Origin of the sequence: Rhodococcus sp. ACT016 (assembly GCF_050477185.1) — a bacterium.
Taxonomy (GTDB): Bacteria; Actinomycetota; Actinomycetes; order Mycobacteriales; family Mycobacteriaceae; genus Prescottella.
Window position 1 is genome coordinate 2361822 of record NZ_JBEAET010000001.1, and the last position, 18780, is coordinate 2380601.

At 66.4% G+C, this 18780-nt stretch carries 19 protein-coding genes and 1 tRNA gene; 4 read left to right on the plus strand and 16 right to left on the minus strand.

Annotated features, from left to right (window positions below; all coding sequences use genetic code 11):
• Positions 1-5: 5 nt before the first annotated feature.
• On the plus strand, positions 6-323 hold the full coding sequence (locus tag ACQ5DX_RS10925; RefSeq protein ID WP_430332640.1) for a hypothetical protein: 318 nt from the start codon (positions 6-8) through the stop codon (positions 321-323).
• Here the strand turns inward: ACQ5DX_RS10925 and ACQ5DX_RS10930 are convergent.
• Positions 258-1175: a LysR family transcriptional regulator gene (locus ACQ5DX_RS10930; protein WP_430332641.1), complete on the minus strand. Its 918-nt coding sequence runs from the start codon at positions 1173-1175 to the stop codon at positions 258-260. The genes ACQ5DX_RS10925 and ACQ5DX_RS10930 overlap by 66 nt on opposite strands.
• Before the next feature lie 90 nt (positions 1176-1265).
• Between ACQ5DX_RS10930 and mqo the strand changes: the two genes are divergently transcribed.
• Positions 1266-2741: a malate dehydrogenase (quinone) gene (gene mqo / locus ACQ5DX_RS10935; protein WP_430332642.1), complete on the plus strand. Its 1476-nt coding sequence runs from the start codon at positions 1266-1268 to the stop codon at positions 2739-2741.
• Here mqo and ACQ5DX_RS10940 read toward each other — a convergent pair.
• The 3 genes from ACQ5DX_RS10940 to ACQ5DX_RS10950 form a co-directional block, all read right to left on the minus strand.
• On the minus strand, positions 2738-3121 hold the full coding sequence (locus ACQ5DX_RS10940; RefSeq protein ID WP_430332643.1) for a hypothetical protein: 384 nt from the start codon (positions 3119-3121) through the stop codon (positions 2738-2740). The genes mqo and ACQ5DX_RS10940 overlap by 4 nt on opposite strands.
• Positions 3122-4433: 1312 nt before the next feature.
• Positions 4434-5420, minus strand: a complete 987-nt coding sequence (locus ACQ5DX_RS10945) for an ABC transporter substrate-binding protein (protein WP_430332644.1) — start codon at positions 5418-5420, stop codon at positions 4434-4436.
• Between the two features lie 1018 nt (positions 5421-6438).
• Positions 6439-7602, minus strand: coding sequence for a hypothetical protein (locus ACQ5DX_RS10950; RefSeq protein WP_430332645.1), 1164 nt, complete (start codon positions 7600-7602; stop codon positions 6439-6441).
• A gap of 1054 nt (positions 7603-8656) precedes the next feature.
• Here ACQ5DX_RS10950 and ACQ5DX_RS10955 point away from each other — a divergent pair.
• Positions 8657-9190, plus strand: coding sequence for a hypothetical protein (locus tag ACQ5DX_RS10955; protein ID WP_430332646.1), 534 nt, complete (start codon positions 8657-8659; stop codon positions 9188-9190).
• Between the two features lie 344 nt (positions 9191-9534).
• Here the strand turns inward: ACQ5DX_RS10955 and ACQ5DX_RS10960 are convergent, their stop codons facing one another.
• The 5 genes from ACQ5DX_RS10960 to ACQ5DX_RS10980 form a co-directional block, all read right to left on the minus strand.
• On the minus strand, positions 9535-9771 hold the full coding sequence (locus tag ACQ5DX_RS10960; RefSeq protein ID WP_430332647.1) for a hypothetical protein: 237 nt from the start codon (positions 9769-9771) through the stop codon (positions 9535-9537).
• 301 nt (positions 9772-10072) lie between these two features.
• Positions 10073-10441, minus strand: a complete 369-nt coding sequence (locus ACQ5DX_RS10965; protein ID WP_430332648.1) for a tyrosine-type recombinase/integrase — start codon at positions 10439-10441, stop codon at positions 10073-10075.
• Between the two features lie 388 nt (positions 10442-10829).
• Positions 10830-10955, minus strand: a complete 126-nt coding sequence (locus ACQ5DX_RS10970; RefSeq protein ID WP_430332649.1) for a hypothetical protein — start codon at positions 10953-10955, stop codon at positions 10830-10832.
• 393 nt (positions 10956-11348) lie between these two features.
• The gene (locus tag ACQ5DX_RS10975) at positions 11349-11978 is read right to left on the minus strand and encodes an isochorismatase family protein (RefSeq protein WP_430332650.1); all 630 of its coding nucleotides are present in this window, start codon (positions 11976-11978) and stop codon (positions 11349-11351) included.
• 297 nt (positions 11979-12275) lie between these two features.
• Positions 12276-12575, minus strand: coding sequence for a hypothetical protein (locus ACQ5DX_RS10980; protein WP_430332651.1), 300 nt, complete (start codon positions 12573-12575; stop codon positions 12276-12278).
• Positions 12576-12652: 77 nt separating this feature from the next.
• Between ACQ5DX_RS10980 and ACQ5DX_RS10985 the strand changes: the two genes are divergently transcribed.
• The gene (locus ACQ5DX_RS10985; RefSeq protein ID WP_430332652.1) at positions 12653-12970 is read left to right on the plus strand and encodes a hypothetical protein; all 318 of its coding nucleotides are present in this window, start codon (positions 12653-12655) and stop codon (positions 12968-12970) included.
• On the opposite strand, the gene ACQ5DX_RS10990 is transcribed toward ACQ5DX_RS10985, so the two are convergent.
• The 7 genes from ACQ5DX_RS10990 to ACQ5DX_RS11020 form a co-directional block, all read right to left on the minus strand.
• Positions 12952-13025 (minus strand) — tRNA-Pro (locus ACQ5DX_RS10990). The genes ACQ5DX_RS10985 and ACQ5DX_RS10990 overlap by 19 nt on opposite strands.
• A 186-nt stretch (positions 13026-13211) precedes the next feature.
• Positions 13212-14654 (minus strand): ribosome biogenesis GTPase Der, encoded by a 1443-nt coding sequence (gene der / locus ACQ5DX_RS10995; protein WP_430332653.1) that lies wholly within the window; start codon positions 14652-14654, stop codon positions 13212-13214.
• Positions 14651-15343 carry a (d)CMP kinase gene (cmk, locus tag ACQ5DX_RS11000; protein ID WP_430332654.1) on the minus strand — a complete coding sequence of 231 codons (693 nt, stop codon included), beginning with the start codon at positions 15341-15343 and terminating at the stop codon, positions 14651-14653. The genes der and cmk overlap by 4 nt, the downstream gene beginning before the upstream one ends.
• Complete coding sequence (locus ACQ5DX_RS11005; RefSeq protein WP_430332655.1) at positions 15340-16314, minus strand: pseudouridine synthase; 975 nt, start codon at positions 16312-16314, stop codon at positions 15340-15342. Before ACQ5DX_RS11005 ends, cmk begins: the two co-directional genes overlap by 4 nt.
• Positions 16315-16327: 13 nt before the next feature.
• Entirely contained in the window at positions 16328-17023 is a 696-nt protein-coding gene (gene scpB, locus ACQ5DX_RS11010) for an SMC-Scp complex subunit ScpB (protein ID WP_430332656.1), read from the minus strand.
• A complete protein-coding gene (locus ACQ5DX_RS11015; RefSeq protein ID WP_430332657.1) occupies positions 17020-17859 on the minus strand; it encodes a segregation and condensation protein A in 840 nt (279 codons plus the stop codon). Before ACQ5DX_RS11015 ends, scpB begins: the two co-directional genes overlap by 4 nt.
• The gene (locus ACQ5DX_RS11020) at positions 17856-18737 is read right to left on the minus strand and encodes a ParA family protein (protein ID WP_430335624.1); all 882 of its coding nucleotides are present in this window, start codon (positions 18735-18737) and stop codon (positions 17856-17858) included. The genes ACQ5DX_RS11015 and ACQ5DX_RS11020 overlap by 4 nt, the downstream gene beginning before the upstream one ends.
• Positions 18738-18780: the final 43 nt, after the last annotated feature.

Here is an 18780-nt window from a genome sequence, read left to right on the forward strand (position 1 = left end):
CAGCCGTGTCCGTAGTGAGCGAGCCGATCCCCTACGACCACATGCGCCGGCTTCTCGGCCTGCCCGATCTGCAGGTCGGCCTGTCCGTTCGATGGGCGGTGCGCAAGATCCGCACGGGCGCGCGGGCGGGCCGGTGGGGCGTGTGGCGGCACACCGGTTCCGAGACCGCGAACTGCGCACTGGACGAGTCATTTCCGACGTGGCCGGAGGCGATCGACTGGGTGCGCGGTGCCGTCGGCGGGTCCCGCCGCGGCACCTCACTCGCCGAGCGGACGTCCGACGAACACCGCCGCGTGCGCGACGAGGTGCTCACGCAGGCGTGACACCGCCGGCGTCGGCCGATGGTGCCCGGACGCGAGTCCGATACCTCGATCGCGTGCACCCGCGAGCGGGACGGCCACAACGCCGTCGTGCGGCGTTTCCGCGGTCGGCAGCAACGCGACGCCCAGACCGTGACCGACCAACGCCCTGATCGTCTCGAACTCGGTGATCTCGAACGACACCCGGGGCGTGAATCCCGCCTCGGCGCACCACGAGTCGACGAGCTGACGCAGGTGGTAGGTCGCCGGATTGGCGATGAACGCCTCGTCCGAGAGTTCGGCGAGGTCGACCTGCGACCGACCCGCGAACCGGTGGGAAGTGGCGACGTGCAGGTGGATCGGCTGGCGCCCGAGGACGACGACCGGCAGGTCCTGCGGCGGTGGAATCATCACGGCCAGGTCGAGTCGGCCGTCCCGCACCATCCCGGCGAGCGCGTCGCCGTGAGCCTGGACGAGGTGCAACCGGATCCGCGGCGCCACCGCATGGAACTCCGCGAGCACCGACGGGATGCTCACCGGCCCGAGCGTGAGTGGAAACCCGAACGACACGAGTCCGCTCTCCGGATCTGCGTTGCTCCGGACGACGCCGACCGCGTCGTCGAGCGCACTCACCAGGCGGTGGGTGCGCTCGAACAGGTCGCGCCCCGGCGCGGTGAGTGCGATGCCGCGGCCGACCTGCTGGAACAACTGAACTCCGAGTGCTCGCTCGAGCGCCTTGAGTCTCCTGCTGATCGACGACTGCGGGACACCGAGCAGGTCGGCCGCGCGCGTGACGTGCCCTTCTGCAGCAACGGCATCGAACGCGGCGAGCAACGGCGCGAGCGCCTCTGCACCGGCCGTACGGAATTCATCCATATTCGGATCATAAATCGGTTGAATTCTCATTGGACGGATTGATTGGGCGCGGGCGACGATGAGGCGTCCGCAACTAGGGAGGGCAGGAAGATGACGTCACCGACCCCGGCCGCCAACGCCGAATCCGATACCGCAGCAGAGGTCGTGGACGTCGTTCTCGTCGGTGGCGGCATCATGTCCGCGACGCTCGGCGCCCTGTTGTCCAGGCTGCGGCCCGACTGGTCGATCGTGATGCTCGAACGCCTCGGGGCACCGGCCGGCGAAAGCTCCAACGCGTGGCGCAACGCCGGGACCGGGCACGCCGGGTTGTGCGAACTCAACTACATGCCCGACCCGGCGGACCCCGCCCGGGCGGCCGACATCGGCCGTCAGTTCCGGATGTCACAGCAGTTCTGGGCCGCGCTCGCCGAGAACGGCGATGTCGCGGACCTCCGATCGTTCGTCAACCCTGCCCCGCACATGGACGTCGTCTTCGGTGAGCGCGACATCGCCTATCTGCGTGAGCGGTTCGCCACGCTGCGGCGCCACCCGCTGTTCGCCGGCATGGAGTACAGCGAGGATCCGGAGACGATCCGCGCATGGGCGCCGCTGGTCGGCGACGGCCGCGACCCCGCCCAGCCGATGGCGGCGACGCGTCATCCGGCCGGCACCGACGTCGACTTCGGCGCACTGACCCACGCCCTGGTGAACGCGATGACGAACCGCGGCGCGCAGATTCGAACACATCACGAGGTGACCTCGCTGTCGCGGTCCGCGGACGGCACCTGGGCGGTCGGGGGTCGCGACCGCCGCGCGAAGCGCCGGTTCCGTCTCCGGTCGCGGTTCGTGTTCGTCGGCGCCGGCGGCTACGCCCTGAAGCTGTTGCAGAAGGCGCGGATCCCGGAGGTGCGTGGATACGCGGTCTTCCCGCTCGGCGCCCAGTTCTTCCGCACCGACGACCCCGACGTGGTCGCTCGGCACGACGCCAAGGTGTACGGGCAGGCGGCGCTGGGTGCGCCGCCGATGTCGGTGCCGCATCTGGATCGGCGGATCGTCGACGGGCGGCCGTCTCTGTTCGGCCCCTACGCCACGTTCAGCACCAAGCTCCTGGAACACGGCCGGCTCAGGGATCTGTTCACGACCATCCGATTCCACAACGCCGCACCGCTGCTCGCGGTGGGGTTCCAGAATCCGGGCCTGGTCCGCTATCTGGTGGGGCAACTGGTCGCGACCCGCAGGCGGAAGTTCCGCGAGCTCACGCGCTTCTGTCCCACCGCCGACCGATCGGCGTGGGAACTGATCCAGGCCGGGCAGCGCGCACAACTGATCAAGCCCGACAAGAGGAAGGTAGGTGTCCTGACGTTCGGCACCGAGATCGTCACCGGCGCCGACGGCACCATCGCGGGGCTGCTCGGCGCCTCCCCCGGCGCTTCCATCGCCCCGCCCCTCATGGCCGGTCTTCTCGAGCAGTGCTTCCCCGACGAGTACTCACGTTGGCGGCCGACACTGCATCGGTTGATGCCGGGCCTCGCGCCGCTGGTGGACGCCGAGCCCGGTGTGGGCGAGCACGACATCGGCCAGACCTAGCTCCCCGTCTGCACTACCGTGCCGGTCGAGTCCACGAGATTCCGGTTCCACTCGTTGAAGAGCCATGCATCGGGTGCGAGGGACTGGAGTGCGGCCTGCAGTTCGATCAGGGTATTGATCTCGTCCAGCGCTTCGTCCAGGTCGCCGATCCCGATCCGAAAGCACCCGGACCGTCGTCGCGGAATGGACAGGCTCTCGGCGAGCGCGCCGGACGCCTCCGGGCCGAGGAATTCGACTGCGAAGACCGGGCCGCCCTCACCGTAGGAGACCTCGAGAACGCTGCCGTGATCGACTACGGACAAGCCGATCTCCCGGAGGTGTTCACCCGCCTTGGGCAGCGACACGTCCGATGTCGTGGCATCGAAGAGGACAAGACTCACACTGCCGGCCACGGATCCTCGCTCGGGTAACGCGAACCCACGCTACCTGCGCACCGGGAAACGCCCCGTCCGCGCGAGTCGAGTCGAGTCGAGGAGAGTTGAGGAGAGTTGAGTCGACCCTAGGTCAACAAAGCGGCAGCGACGCCTATCGCAAGCGCCGTCCATGCCGTCGTCCAGAAGATTCCGTAGGGCGAGAGACCGTTGGCCGCGGCGATCGCGCCAGGTACCAACGGGAGGAGGAAGAAGGCAAGCACCCACAGCACGTGGGTCGCCCGTCGATCTGCGCTGGGCCGGCTCGCGCGTTGCGTGTCTCTGGAGCGGTCCACCATGACGTCTCCGGAGTTGGTCAACCGGTGTCGGTGATCCCATTCTTGTCCGAAGTGCACCGTTGTGGGGCGGTGCGGACCACGATTCCTGTGGCACGTCTCCGCTACAGGGCGAAACCGATCCCACCGCCGGCAGGAGCGACAGCGAATACGGGCTGCCTGCCACGTCCGCGGTGCTGGCGGAGCTCGACACGGACACCGGACTCCCGGCACTGCGGCCCGACGATCCGGGCTGCGCACCACTCGCCGGTATCCAGCGATACGAAGGTCCTGCGTTGTCGTCGAATCACCATCGTCTGCTCCCTTGCGGCCCGAAGTTGAACAATCTCAGAATCCCGCTCGGGAGGGACCCGAACGACGGCGGAAATACCTGTTCGGCTACCTGTCCCTCAACACGCACGTAATCGGCGGTCTACCCGGACCGGCGGGAATGTCGACGCTCGCGAAACGACTCCACAGACATCGAGGACGGCATCGCGCAGTCTGCTTTGGATCAAGGCGAGTCGCGGTGCCGTTCGAATCGCCGACCCACGCGCACTGCGCTGCCGCAGCGACGAATGTGGGGGCGAGTTCTCGTCACGACCTGGTTCGAAGTGGGAAGAAGGACGGGAATCGCGCTTCTTCTCGATGCTCGCGGAACTGGACCCTCAGACCAGGCACGATGTGGCGGCAGCCATGGATCCATGCGAACGCCCACTGGCCGCTGTCCAGTGCAACGATCGCCATCCTGCGTGCTGCGGGCTCCCACGCCGGCGGCACGTCTCGGAGCGGCCGAAGAGCGACGACCGTGCCCGTCTTCGATGGGTCCCGAGTAGCGCATGAGTCGGCTACTGGTTGAAGGTTTTCGCCAAGCATCTCGGCCGCTCCCGGTCGTGGACTGTTCGAGCAGATCCACGTTGCTCCTTGCCGTCCGGGATCGCGACGGTAGAAATACGCGGTTGGCTACGTGGACCGATGCACCGTGACCGCCGGCTGATCGTCGTGCGCTACGCGAGCGCCCGAGCGATGCGAGGGACGATCGAGTTCAGCGCCCAGGGAATCGAGAGCACAGAATTGAACGAGATTGCCCCGCGCTCGTCGAGCGTGGTCGCAATGACTCCGTGATGCTGCGTGGCTGCGAGACTTGCCATGGCAGGGTTCTCGGCAACCGCGTCGTAGGTCTCGTCGGGTCCGAGGATGAGGACGATGTCACCGTCGAATGTACGAACGTTCTCGGCCGACACCGGCACGAAGAAGCTCACGCCGTCGTCCTGGGCGGTGATTGCCTCCGGAATGGTGAATCCGAGCGACGTGAGGAACTGTCCGCGCCCCTCGCGAGGACCGTAAACTGCGTACTGCCCGTCGTACGGCAAGACCGCCACGCCAGTCTTGTCGGCGAACGCTGGGTTCGCGGTGATGGCAGCCTGGAGCGCTTGATCGGTCTCCCGATTGAGAGCGACCCCGCGTTCCTTCTCCCCCAGCGCTGTCGCGATGAGTTCGGTTTGCTCAGCTCGCCCAACCGCATACTCGGCAGTTCCGGCAGGTCGGGCGATGGTCGGGGCGATCTTGCTGAGCTGGGCGTAGATGTTTTCGTCGAAGGCCGCGGTGACACCGACGATCAGATCAGGGTCGAGACTTGCGAGTTGTTCGAGGTTCGGCTCGGAGTCGGACTCGAGGTAGGTCAGCTTCGCGTCGCCGACCGCGTCATTCGTCCACGGCCCCAGCCCAGACTCGTAGTACTGGTACCCGGTGTTCGCGATAGGGACGGTACCGAGAGCGAGTAGGACATCGGCGTCCGAGATGCCCAGTGCGACAACTCGCTCGGGCCTCTCCGAGATGGCAGTCGATCCGAAGATGTGCTCGATCGTCACGGGAAATGCGCCGGCCGCGGCGCTTTCGGAGGTGGTGTCCGCCGCGTCGGTCGAGCACGCGGATACCAGGCCGACCGCGAGTAGCGCGGTCAACCCGAAGCGGATCATTCTTCCAAGTCCCATGTCCAAGCCTGTCGTCGAGCAGTCAGAAACAATGGTGAGGATAACCTAACTATTCGCGGATCGTGGCGAGCCGCTCCGTCGGTGCGGATCTGTTGGACTTCGGGTCGAGGTCGCCCGAGGCGCAGAAGGCCCAGCTGAGGCTTTGAGGCCTCGACGGTCCCGCTGATCGGCGATCCTGTGGTCAGATCCGTTGAGTTGGCGCAGCGAGTACCCAGCAACGTGATCTTCCGCAGATGAGCGGGGCCTGCGCATCAACCAACAACCCCAGCCCACTCCGGGCGTGCTCGAGGCTCTGACATTTGCGGCGTCCCGACGGGCGCCCGCGGGGTCGGTCTCCGACGGTGAGCGGTCGATGGCGGTTGCGGTGCACGTTCCACAAGTGCCGCGACGACGAGCTGGGCCTCACGGCGATTGTCGAGGCGCGCTCTACCGCACCGCATTTTTCGCGAAGGTTGGCGAGCTGGTGCATCCAGCACCCTTCCGAAACGCCCGGGCCGGCACGCACGATTCGACGCGTCCACCGAATCACCTCACCGCGAACGCGCGAGTCCCACTTCCGCGGAAGCTGCGTTGAATGTGAACATTAGGAAGATTGCCGCCTGGAGGAGATGCAATTCGCAGTCGACAGCAAATTCGACACTCCAGGAATCGAACCGCTCCTACGCAAGCCACTCCGGCACCGAAACAACCAAAATTCGCGACATCTGGCACATTCATCGCGGAACGGATAAAACGCTCACCGTTCCACTTGACTCGCATCATTAAACGATGATGCCGGTGGTTTGTTGCCATGTAAGGCGACAAACCACCGGCATCATTCGCGCAAATTCGTTTCCTCGTGAGGACCACGACGCCTTCACGCAGCCGCCGTACCAGCCGCTGGTGAAAGAAGTAGCGCGTTACCGCCACCTGAGCGGCACAGGCGATCGGTTGTGGTAACGCCGGCGGCGCCGGCGAGCATTGGCGTCACAGAGCAACGCCACCGAGACATCCAACGCTGCCGAGGCCGCTCTCACTGCTACCCCCGCGGCTTGCCGCCGTGGTTGCCGTGATGACCGCCGTGATGACCACCGTCATGGCTGCCATCGGCACTGCCATCGTGGCTGCCATCAGCACTTCCCGAGCTGCCATCGGAACTGCCATCGTGGCTGCCATCAGCACTTCCCGAGCTGCCATCGGAACTGCCATCGTGGCTGCCATCAGCACTTCCCGAGCTGCCATCAGCACTGCCATCGTGGCTGCCATCAGCACTTCCCGAGCTGCCATCAGCACTGCCGTCATGGCTGCCGACCGCGCCGAGGCTACCCAGAGCACCGAGGCTTCCGACCGCGCCGAGGCTTCCCAGAGCACCGAGGCTGCCGACCGCGCCAATGCTGCCCACGGCGCCCAAGCTACCTAGAGCACCGAGGCTGCCCAGGCCTCCATCGGCACTGCCCAGACTGCCCTGACCCCCGTCGGCGCTGCCCGAGCTGCCCTCGTGGCTTCCATCCGCACTACCCAGGCTGCCTAGGCTGCCCTGGCCCCCGTCGTGGCTGCCATCGGCACTCCCCGAGCTTCCCTCATGGCTGCCATCCGCACTACCCAGGCTGCCTAGGCTGCCGAGGCTGCCCTGACCGCCATCATGGCTGCCATCGGCACTCCCCGAACTGCCCTCATGGCTGCCATCCGCACTACCCAGGCTCCCGAGGCTGCCCTGACCGCCATCATGGCTGCCATCGGCACTCCCCGAACTGCCCTCATGGCTTCCATCGGAACTGCCCGAGCTGCCATCGGAACTGCCGTCGTGGCTGCCATCGGCACTACCCGAGCTGCCATCAGCACTGCCGTCATGGCTGCCATCGGCACTGCCCGAGCTGCCATCGAAACTGCCGTCATGGCTGCCATCGGCACTACCCGAGCTGCCATCGGAACTGCCGTCATGGCTGCCATCGGCGCTGCCCTTGCCCACGCTGCCCTCATGGCTACCGTCGGAGCTGCCGGAACCACCCAACCCGAGCTGGGCGAGGAACGCGGGATCCAGTGCCGCCGCAACGCTCCCCAGTCCACCCTGCCCAGTTTCGCTGCCGGCGCCTTGGCGAGCGCCGCCGGGTCCGGCAGGATCAGCCTGCCCGACAGCAAGCGAGCCGATCGAGAGCACGGTGACCGCCGACGCGGCGAGCATGATGCGGGTCTTCATCTTCAAAGTGCGAGGGTTTCCGCTCCTGTAGCTTGGCATCGTTTCATAACCTCCTCGATTGGCCTGAACAGCAATTCAAAGACGATCCGCCCAAACCGCATGAAAGCAATTGATCGAAACGCCGCCACTGCCCTCACGAAACTCCGCCAGACCCCGACCGAACGGCTGACGCCCCCATGCGTATAGGCGAAATCAACCTAGCATCTCGATCGAGCAACAGACGGAGTAATTGGATTTTGCTGGCTTCAGCGCGCACGACCTGAAGTGGTTGGGCCGGTCACGAATTCGGAAACCGACACCACCCGCCGCCCAGTGCGGTCGAAATGGTGGCGCGATACGCTACCGAAATAATCGGACCGGGCGTTGACATTACTCGAAATTCACTGTGCGCCTACGAGTCCGGGAAGTGCAGCTCCGCGCAGTTGCGCGAAATCGGTGGTCTGGCACGGCCCGCGACGTTCCCGACCCTGCAACGAGCACAAGGCCACCGGGCGGGGGCGAAGTCACGGAGGCGCCGACGTCCCGGGACACCGTCGAACTCCAACGTTCCGCGCTGTCGCGGCCCGGGATGGGCACCACTGGGGCGTCGGGGTTCCCGCGTTTCCAGTTGGAATCATCAAGCCCAACAAGCGTCCATGCCCTTCCGACCCGAGCAGCGACTTCCCGTCGCTGCCCAGCGACGCGGTGCCACTCGCTTGACGGTCGCGAGCGTCCAAGAGACGTGTGCCGTGGGATAGGTGCTCGATGCCGCGTACCCGCGGCTCGTGAATCTGCCTCGATAGGGAGGGGAAAGGTCGGCCCGCACCATCCTCGCCTCGAATCAGCCGGCGATGTGCCTTCTGTGCATCCCGGCGCAGAACTCGATTTGGCGCAGAAGGGGTTTCGGCGCGGCGCAGCCGCTCCACTGTGGCGACCGGTGTCGATCTCGCGTTGCCGGCAAGCGCGCGATGCGGCCGCCGCGCGCGAAGCGACACATCCGTAGATGCATCCAGCAGTACGCGCGGGACACGGTCGGTGTGCCCGCCGGATCGCCTGGAGCTCTGGCCGCCTTCCGTCGCTAGTGTCACGTGGTGCGCGGCTGAAAGCCAGGCCTGCCGGAAAGGACGATGAAATGGGCTTCTCGCTTGGTTTCCACAGGATCGACGGCAATGAGCTCGTGGATGCCGATCGGGAGGGCATCGCCGAGTTCTTGCACAGTCGAGGGCTGAGAATGGAGGATCGTTCGATCGTCGACGCAGACGGTTCCGTGCTTGCGTTCGACGGCGCTTGGAGCGACCTGCATCTCGACCCGTTGGATCAGGACGGTCCGCTCGGCGGCGGCATCGACCATGCGACGCTCACGCCGGCCGAATGCGAGTTCATCTACGGACTGTGTGTTGCCGGACGCCTGATGGTGGTCAATCCGCAGGGCGATCCGATGTACGTGGTACCCGGACGCACCCATCAGGCTGCCGCACTGCCCGACCCTGATGAGACGGTGTGGGTGGACAGTCCGGACGAGCTGGCGATCGCGCTCGGGGCGGGTTTCGGCGAGTTCCGGAACTATCTCCGCCGCGTGATGGACTCGTACTCGTCCGACCCGTCAGAGGTTTAGGAACGGGCGGGTCACCGACTCGACCGGTCGACCTTCCGCCGACACCGCATGCAGCGCCACGGCATCTGCGGAATAGGCTCGCCCATGCCGACGTTGTGATGGCCGGATCGGATGCGTTCCGTGTCCCCCGGGCTCAAACCCTTGCCTTCGCAGAGTTCCGTGCGGCTGTAGCTGCGTTGCGCGTTTCGCCGAGAGGCGACCGAGCACATCCGATCCCTTCTCATGCCCGTGACGCGCTGACCCGCACACGTATTCGGCCACGGCTGGGGCTGTCGTTCGCGAGTGGCACCTGCCACGAGGGGATACCCGAGTGGTGGCGGTCGTCGCCGGCGGTTCGTCCGAGGTCAGCTACGTTCGCTCGCGATGGTGCGGATAGCTGCCTCGAGTTCGCCAACGATCTGTATGAGGCCGAGGATCGCCGTGCGGTCGACGTCGTCGACGTTGCCACCGACTTCGGCGGCGGCACAGAGAATGGCCTGCAGCTTCTTGGTACGCGCGGCGGCCTCGGGGATCCGCAGGTCGCTGTATCCAAAATGGTCGGCACCGACGCTGACAGGTTCGGATTTGGAACGCTTGAGCACGCGAAGACTCCTGCAATTGGTGGGGTGAACTCCTCCAAGGTAGGCGAACCTGCCACCGCGGCGCCGAAACGGACGCGTTGCGGACGTGCCAGCTCGACGAACTCGACCAGTCGACGGCTGACTGCACCGGCAGAGTCGGTCATCGTTTGGGTTGCTCGAGTTTCCTCCGGAGATGACCCGGAAAGGCAGAAGAACCCAGGTGAGATGTTCTCTCACCTGGGTTTTCTCGGCCGGGCTGACGGGATTTGAACCTGAGACCACTTGACCCCCAGTCAAGAAGAATAACCCTCTGACCTGCAGGTCATGAAGTCTTGGTGTCTGCCTGGTGTCTGGCAGCTCTCAGTCGTCGCTGCTCGAACCGCTCCCGCTCGGCCTTCATGTGCTCGCTCATCCGCTGCGGAAGTGCATCCAATTCCTCGTCCCACAAATGTCCGTAGATGTCGAGAGTCATGGCAGCCGACCGGTGTCCGAGCATTCGCTGGACAGTCTTCACATTCGCACCAGAATGGATCGCAAGCGACGCCGCCGTATGGCGCAATTCGTAGGTATCTAAGCCGGGAGTTACGAACGCGCACCCAGGTTCTGCCCGAACGGCGACCGACTCGGCCCCGACCGCGTCGTCGTCGGCTGGATGGCATGCGGATGCACCGGCCCGCGGCGGGCATCGCACCTAGGAATGCCGTGAGTGCGGCGCGATCCTGTACGTGCCGGCGCACGACGGGCCGATCACGTTCGGGGAGCGCTGGCGGCGGAAGTAGGGAACGGCACCACACATCTCCCTTCAATACAGTCTGACGAAAGGCCCCCACCCTCACGGGTGGGGTCCTTCGTCGTCTCTGAAACCGGGCGATGCTCGCCGGCGCCCAACCCTGCATGTACGAATCATGGGCTATCGCGCTCTGGCAGATGGAGATGGACCAGTGGTTCCGTGAGCAGGGCGAGGAACCCAGCTAGCCGCCGAGCACCTTCGGCAGCACGAACACGGCCAGAGCCCCGAACCATCGCACCATCAGGATGCGACATCGTGGGAGCGGCGCGAAGGCCGATTCGCGTGTCGGTCAGCTAGCGGAGCTCAGTGAACCGGCGACGGCACCGGCGACGCCGAGCATGACGAGACTTCCGAAAGCCCAGCTGGCAAATCCGGCAATGTTTTCGACCGGCGTGAACTCGGGGGACGAACCCATAGCTAACTCCTTCAAGTGATAGTGGCTGCACGGCGACATCCGCCGGACGCCGAAAAACTAGCCGCTCGTGCTGGCTGTGTCACGCTGAGGTGCGAGGAGGGTAGAAAATGGAGTGGTGCCAAGCTACGAACGCGCACCCCACCACTGCCCAAACGGCGACCTACTCGGTCCCGACCGAGTCGTCGTCGGATGGATGGCATGTGGATGCACCGGCCGCGGCGGGCACCGAACCTACGAGGGCCGGACGTGCGGCGTGATCGTGTACGTGCCAGCACATGACGACCCCTCGACTTCGGGGAACGCTAGCGGAAGAAGCAGCGCAGACTTCTTCGTTATCCAGGTGGGCGGGCGCGCGTTGTTCGCGGCTCTCTATAGCGAGCCTGAAGATGTCTGTCACACGGTCAGGGTTGTGAAATCGCAGGCAGGGATGGCGTGCCCGGTGGATCGCGCGACCTGGGTCAGCGCGAGTTCATGCAGGGTGGCGTTGTAGTCGGCGACAGCATCGGATACGACGAAGAACTGGATGTCTCTTGCCAAGGCGTCGAAGCTTGTCGCGACGATCCCCTGGGACGCGAAGACACCACAGACCACAAGCTGGTCCCTGCCTCCACGCCGCAGTTCCACCTCGAGGTCGGTGGCGTAGAACGCACTGAGAGATCGTTTGTGGACCCACGGAATGGCTGGATCGTCCATGCCGCGCAAGCAGGACTGTTTGACATCGGCCGCATCCGGCCCCCGACCCCACTGCAGGCCACCGAGTCCGCGCTGCCGCGTCGTCGTGGCGGGGCGTGGTGCCGAAGCGATGACCGGCACATCGTTAACGAATGCCCAGTCCACCACGGATTGGCACCGATCGACTACCGCTGCCCGAGTCTCGGCAGCGAGCACGCTCACGTAGTACGGGAGTAGGTCATGCACCAAGACCGCGCAACGATCCTGCTCGATCTGCCACCCCAGCCCGCCGCGAACGTCGGCGAATATAGCCGGCTCATAGGGACTGACCTCAGCTGTGAACGTGACCACACCGACGATCCTGCCAAATCCTATGGGCTGACCATCGACTGCTTCCCGTCGACGGACTAGGCCGGAGTTGACGATGGCCTGCTCGGGGTTGCCAGTCGAGTTCTCGAGAGGTGCAGCAATACCGGAGTAGGTGCAAGTTCCCCGTCGCGAGTGTCGGCGTGATCACGCGGTTTCACGAGGTGATCGGACCCTTGCAGCCTTCGTCTGCCCCTCACGGAATTTCGATTACTACTGCTCGATTTCGTGAGTTATCCGCGAGTTCATGGCGGAATCCGCGACTAACCCCCGGCTACGCGCTCACCCCGCTCGCTCGGTGGTCCCGTCACCTCCGCGCCGCTGAGCACTATCAGGGTTGATGTTGAGCCGAACACCCTCATACACCACCGTGTACGGCACATCGTCGTCGTTGTCCGGGTCGCCGGAGTCCGCAGGGTCCGGCAGTTCCGCTCTCTCCTCGATGACGATCTGCGCTCGCGCCGCACCGGGATCAAACATCTCCTGAAACGGCCCGACGAACGACCCCCCAAGCCCGCGGCGCTTCGCCCGAACAGCCGCCCACCCGAACAGCACCAACGGGCCGATCATGACGATCAGCACCAACAAGTCCCCCATGCCCGCGAGCGTACCGACGAGATCCTCCGCTGCGCTTAGAGGAGAAAGGAACCCGCACGGGTTTGCAGATCGGCGACCGCGTTCGCATCCGCCCCAGTGAGGCATCGCCCTTCACTATCATCGACACCACCGAGGACGACCGGTTCCTGATCGAAGCCGTCGATTACGTGCCGGGGCGCTACCCATTTTCGATGAAGCCCGAGGACTTGGCCCCCGCGGAGGTAGCCGTCGCACAGTACTCGCGTGGACCGACAGTCAGCTTTCCGGGCGGTACTGCCCGTACAGGCCCGCGCTGTCCGGTAGGTATCCGGAGATACAGAAAAACCCTGGTGAGAAGTACTCTCACCAGGGTTTTCCTCGGTCGGGCTGACAGGATTTGAACCTGCGACCACTTGACCCCCAGTCAAGTGCGCTACCAAGCTGCGCCACAGCCCGTCCACGCCCTCGTTCGGGCGCCTCAGAAGATTACAACAGTGTCGCTCGGGAAAGCGAATCGCCTGGTCAGCGAGCTCTTTCCCGGCGGGCGGACCGCCGTCGCACAGGCCCCGCGCCCGTCACACACCGAATCCGCATGAATTCCAGTGTGGTTGGGGGCACGACTTGCACGACGGCGGCCTCGCGTCAGCGGTTGCGGCGGTCCCGCTTCTCCCGGACGCGCACCGAGATGCGCACGGGGCTGCCGTCGAAGCCGAACTCCTCGCGCAGACGACGCTCGAGGAAGCGGCGGTAGCCGGCCTCGAGGAAGCCCGTCGTGAACAGCACGAACGTCGGCGGGCGGGTGCCGGCCTGGGTGGCGAACATGATGCGGGGCAGGCGACCACCACGCATCGGCGGCGGCGTGGCCGCCACGACCTCCTTGAGCCAGTTGTTGAGGCGTCCGGTCGGGATCCGCTTGTCCCACGACTCCAGCGCCGTCTCGATCGCCGGCACGAGCTTCTGAATGGCGCGGCCGGTGTGCGCGGAGATGTTGACCCGCTGCGCCCACGGCACGCGAACCAACTCGCGGTCGATCTCCTTCTCGAGCATCAGACGCCGGTCCTCGTCGACCAGGTCCCACTTGTTGAAGGCGAGCACCAGCGCACGACCCGTCTCGGCCACCATGCTCAGCACGCGCAGGTCCTGCTCGGTGATCGGCTTCGACGCGTCGATCAGCAGGATCGCGACCTCGGCGGCCTCGATCGCCGACTTCGTGCGCAACGACGCGTAGAACTCGTGGCCGCTCGCATGGCTGACCTTCTTGCGCAGACCGGCGGTGTCGACGAACTTCCACACCTTGCCGCCCAGTTCGACGAGCGAGTCGACAGGGTCGACGGTGGTGCCGGCGACGTCGTGGACCACCGAGCGCTCGTCGCCGGACAGCTTGTTGAGCAGGCTCGACTTGCCGACGTTCGGCTTACCGACGAGCGCCACGCGCCGCGGACCGCCGCCGCCGGTGCCCTCGCGCGGGGTCTCCGGAAGCACCCGCAGAACCTCGTCGAGCAGGTCGCCGGTGCCGCGGCCGTGTGTCGCACTGACCATGTACGGCTCGCCCAGGCCGAGCGACCACAGGGCCGCGGCCTCTGCCTCGGTGCGGGCATCGTCGACCTTGTTCGCGACGAGGATCACCGGCGTCTTCGACCGGCGCAGCACGCGCACGGCCGCCTCGTCCGTCGCGGTCGCGCCGACGACGGCGTCGACCACGAGCAGGATCGCGTCGGCGGTGTTCATGGCCAGCTCGGCCTGACGCGCCACCGACTGCTGCAGACCCTTGGCGTCGGGCTCCCAGCCGCCGGTGTCCTGCACCATGAACCGGCGTCCGGCCCAGTTGGCGTCGTAGGAGACGCGGTCGCGCGTCACGCCGGGGATATCCTCGACGACGGCTTCACGACGGCCGATGATGCGGTTGACCAGCGTCGACTTACCGACGTTCGGCCGTCCGACGACCGCCAGGGTCGGTACCGCGACGTGCTCCTCGGCCTCGTCGCCCTCGAGGAAGTCGGCGAGGTCCCAGTCGGACTCCTCGCTCCAGATTCCGTCCGCGGCATACCCGCCGCCGGACACGTCACTCACGAACTCGTCGGTCACTGCACTGCTCCAGTTCTGTCGCTTACCACCAGCAGCAACCTGCCGATCACGTCTTCGATGCCCAGTTCACTCGTGTCCACCGTCACCGAATCCTCCGCCGGACGCAACGGAGATACCGCGCGGGTGGAATCGAGGTGGTCGCGGCGCTGCACGTCGGCGAGGACGCCGGCGAAGTCGTCGCCGCGTCCTTCAAGGACGTTCTGGGCGTTGCGTCGCGTGGCCCGCGCCTCCGCGGAGGCCGTCAGGAAGATCTTCACGTCCGCATCCGGAAGCACGACGGTGCCGATGTCGCGCCCCTCGACGACGATGCGCCCGGCCTGCTCGACGATGCGTCGCTGCAGATCCACCAGGAATGTCCGCACGTCGGGAACGGCCGACACCGCCGACACCGCCTGGGTGACGGCGGCGCCGCGGATCTCGTCGGTGACGTCCTCGCCGTCGAGTTGCACGCCGTCGACTTCGGGATCGGTGCCGATGGTCAGCGGCAGCGAGGCCGTGGCCCGCGCGATGGCGACCGGGTCGCCCACATCGACGCCCTGGCGCAGCACGTGCAGCGTTGCGATCCGGTACATGGCGCCGGTGTCGAGGTAGCGCGCACCCAGGCTGGTCGCCACCCGGCGCGACACGCTGGACTTGCCGGTGCCCGACGGGCCGTCGATCGCAACGACCAGCGCCGCTCCGTCCGTCACAGGCCGACCGCCCCGTACAGGCTGCCGACCTCGCCGCGGCCGAGCACGCGCAGCGTGCCCGGACGGCCGTCGCCGAGCGCGACGGCACCGATGTCGGTGCGCACCAGGCGGACCACCGGGTGACCGACGGCGTCGAGGAGTCGGCGCACGATGTGCTTGCGACCCTCGTGCAGGACGATCTTCACGAGCGACTTGCCGCCGTTGATGTCGAGGAGCTGGAACGCGTCGACCTTCGCCGGCCCGTCCTCGAGCTCGACGCCGGCCTTGAGCGTCTTACCGAGGCTGCGGTCGACGACTCCGTTGACCGTCGCCAGGTACGTCTTGGGCACCTCGTACGACGGGTGCATCAGCCGGTGCGCGAGGTCGCCGTCGTTGGTCAGCAGGATCAGCCCTTCGGTGTCGGCGTCGAGACGTCCGACGTGGAAGAGTCGCTGACCTGCGGAGACGCGTTCGGAGACGATGTCACCGATGCACGGGCGGCCGAGGTCGTCGGACATCGTGGACTGCCAGCCGCGGGGCTTGTTCAGCGCGATGTGGACCAGGTCCTTCTTGACGACGACGCGGATGCCGTCGACGCGGACAACGGCGTTTTCGGGATCGACGCGTAGGCCCTGTTCGAGCACGATGCGGCCGTCGACCTCGACGCGGCCCTGGTCGATGAGTTCTTCGGCGGCGCGCCGTGAGGCGACTCCGGCCTGCGCCAGCACCTTCTGCAGCCGTACCCCGTCGCCCTTCATGGGCGCGAGATCGCGGTCGACCTCGGAGTACTGGTGCTTCGCGGGCTTCGCGTTGCTGATCTTCGGAGTATGCGCCTGCGTCTGGGCGCGCTGGGGCTTGGCCGACTTCGGCTTGCCCCGCTTGTTCAGCTGTTTGCTGGGAGCGCCCTGGCGGGCTGTGTTCTTCGTGCTCTTGGCAGCAGGCTGCCTCTTCTTGCGGTCCGGTGTGCCATCACGGCGAGCGGGCTTGTTCACTTTTCGATCCCTGTCAGTTTTCGATGTCGATCTCGGGGTCCGGCGTATTCGCGGACCCCGGTGACGATGGAGTCCTGTCTATTCTCGCAAATCGTGGATCCGCTTCGAGACTCTCGGTGATGTCGTCGATCACATCGACGTCCGGGAGCAGCGGCGCGAGCGGCGGCAGATCCGCCAGCGACGCCAGCCCGAGCCGCTCGAGGAACAACTCGGTGGTCGCGTAGGTGGTGGCGCTGGTCTCCGGGTCCGGGCCGGCCTCGGTGATCAGTCCGCGGGCCAGCAGCGTGCGGATGACGCCGTCGACGTTGACGCCGCGCACCGCACTGATCCGGGCCCGGGTGAGCGGCTGCCGGTAGGCGATCACCGCGAGCGTCTCGAGCGCGGCGCGGGTCAGCTTCGACCGGGCACCGTCGAGCAGCAGGCGTTCGACGTACGGCGCGTACTCGTTGCGGGTGTAGAACCGCCACCCGTCCCCGGCGAACCGCAGGTCGATGCCGCTGCCCCGGGCGGTGAGGTCGGCGGCAATCGTCCGGAGCGTCGTCTCGACCCGCGCCTCGGGCTCGCCGAGTGCCGCCGCGAGAATCGCCGGCGTCGCCGGCGTGTCGATGACCAGCAGCATCGATTCGAGCGCCGCCGCCAGACGGTCGTCGGACATCTCGTCGAACTCGTCCTCGAACGCGGCCAGATCGTCGGCATCGCCGGATGTCATTGGTAGTCCTCCTCGCTCGCGGGCACCGCCGCACTCTCGCCGGTCCAGCTCACCAGCAGATCACCCAGCGGCTCGGGCTGCTCGAACAGCACCGACCGCTCGCGGTACAGCTCGAGCAGAGCCAGGAAACGCGCCACGATCTGCACCGGGGTCTCGCACTCGGCGACCAGCTCACCGAACGGCGTCCACACACCGACGCCGCGTTCCCGCAACAGTTCCAGGATCCGGGCTGCCTGCTCGGGCACCGACACCGTCGGGACGTGCAGGTGGTCGAGCCCGACTTTGGGGACGGGCCGGGGCCGGAACGCGGTCGCGGCGATCTCGGCGAACTGGCGCGGGTCGACGCCGAGCAGGACCTCCGGCAGCAGGTCGACGTAGCGGTCCTCCACGGACACCGACCGCGGGTAGCGGCGCAGCGCGGCCGCCTCGAGTTCGCCGAACAGCTGCGCCACCTGCTTGTAGGCGCGGTACTGCAACAGGCGCGCGAACAGCAGGTCGCGGGCCTCGAGCAATGCCAGGTCCTCGTCGTCGTCCACCTCGCCCGCGGGCAGCAGTCGCGCGGCCTTCAGGTCGAGAAGTGTCGCCGCGACGACGAGAAACTCGGTGGTCTGGTCCAGGCCCAGTTCGCTTCCGAGGCTGCGGGTGTAGGAGATGAACTCGTCGGTGACCTCGTGCAGTGCCACCTCGGTGACGTCCAACTGGTGTTGGCTGATGAGCGTCAGCAGCAGGTCGAACGGTCCCTCGAAGTTGCGCAGGCGCACCCGAAATCCCGACCGGTCCCCACCCGTTGCCTCCGCGTTCGCCGATTCGACCCCCGAAGCGACGTCCGTACTCACCGTGCGCAGCGGTGGATGACCTCGCGGGCGAGGGCCCGATAGGCCTCCGCGCCACCGGACTTGGGCGCCCACGTCGTGATCGGCTCCCCCGCGACGCTCGTCTCCGGAAAACGGACGGTGCGGTTGATGACGGTGTCGTAGACGAGGTCACCGAACACCTCCACCACCCGTGACATCACCTCGCGCGCGTGCAGGGTACGGGCGTCGAACATCGTCACGACGATGCCCTCGAGCGACAGCCGCGGATTGAGCCGGTCGCGCACCTTGTCGACGGTGTCGTTGAGCAGTGCGAGCCCGCGCAGCGAGAAGAACTCGCACTCCATCGGGATGATCACGCTGTCCGCGCACGCGAGCGCATTGACGGTGAGCAGGCCCAGCGACGGCTGGCAGTCGATCAGCACGTAGTCGTAGCGGTCGAGCACCGGATGCAGGACCCGGCCCAGCGTCTGCTCGCGGCCCACCTCGGTGACGAGTTGGATCTCGGCGGCCGACAGGTCGATGTTGCTGGGCAGCAGGTCGAGCCCCTCGATCCGGGTGCGCATCAGCACGTCGTCGATCGACGTGCGCTCGACCAGCAGGTTGTGGACCGTCAAGTCCAGATCATGGTGTGCCACACCGAGTCCCGCTGACAGCGCGCCCTGCGGATCGAGATCGACGAGCAGCACCCGTCGTCCGTACTCCGCGAGCGAGGCACCCAGGTTGATCGTCGACGTGGTCTTGCCCACACCGCCCTTCTGGTTGCACATCGCGACGATCCGGGCGGGGCCGTGACTGGCGACCGGTCCGGGCTCGGGCACCTCGCGCAACGGCCGACCGGTGGGGCCGAGCGGAATCACGTCCCGACACTCGACGTCCCTTGCATCCCTTGCATACGACAGCGCATCCCCGGAAAACGGGTGCGCGGGCTCAGCCTGTTGCGGC

Coding starts and splice junctions, on each gene's coding strand:
- ACQ5DX_RS10945 (WP_430332644.1), bottom strand. CDS start 5,420: ATGGGACTTGGAAGAATGATCCGCTTCGGGTTGACCGCGCTACTCGCG.
- ACQ5DX_RS10970 (WP_430332649.1), bottom strand. CDS start 10,955: ATGGGTTCGTCCCCCGAGTTCACGCCGGTCGAAAACATTGCCGGATTT.
- ACQ5DX_RS10930 (WP_430332641.1), bottom strand. CDS start 1,175: ATGGATGAATTCCGTACGGCCGGTGCAGAGGCGCTCGCGCCGTTGCTC.
- scpB (WP_430332656.1), bottom strand. CDS start 17,023: ATGACATCCGGCGATGCCGACGATCTGGCCGCGTTCGAGGACGAGTTC.
- mqo (WP_430332642.1), top strand. CDS start 1,266: ATGACGTCACCGACCCCGGCCGCCAACGCCGAATCCGATACCGCAGCA.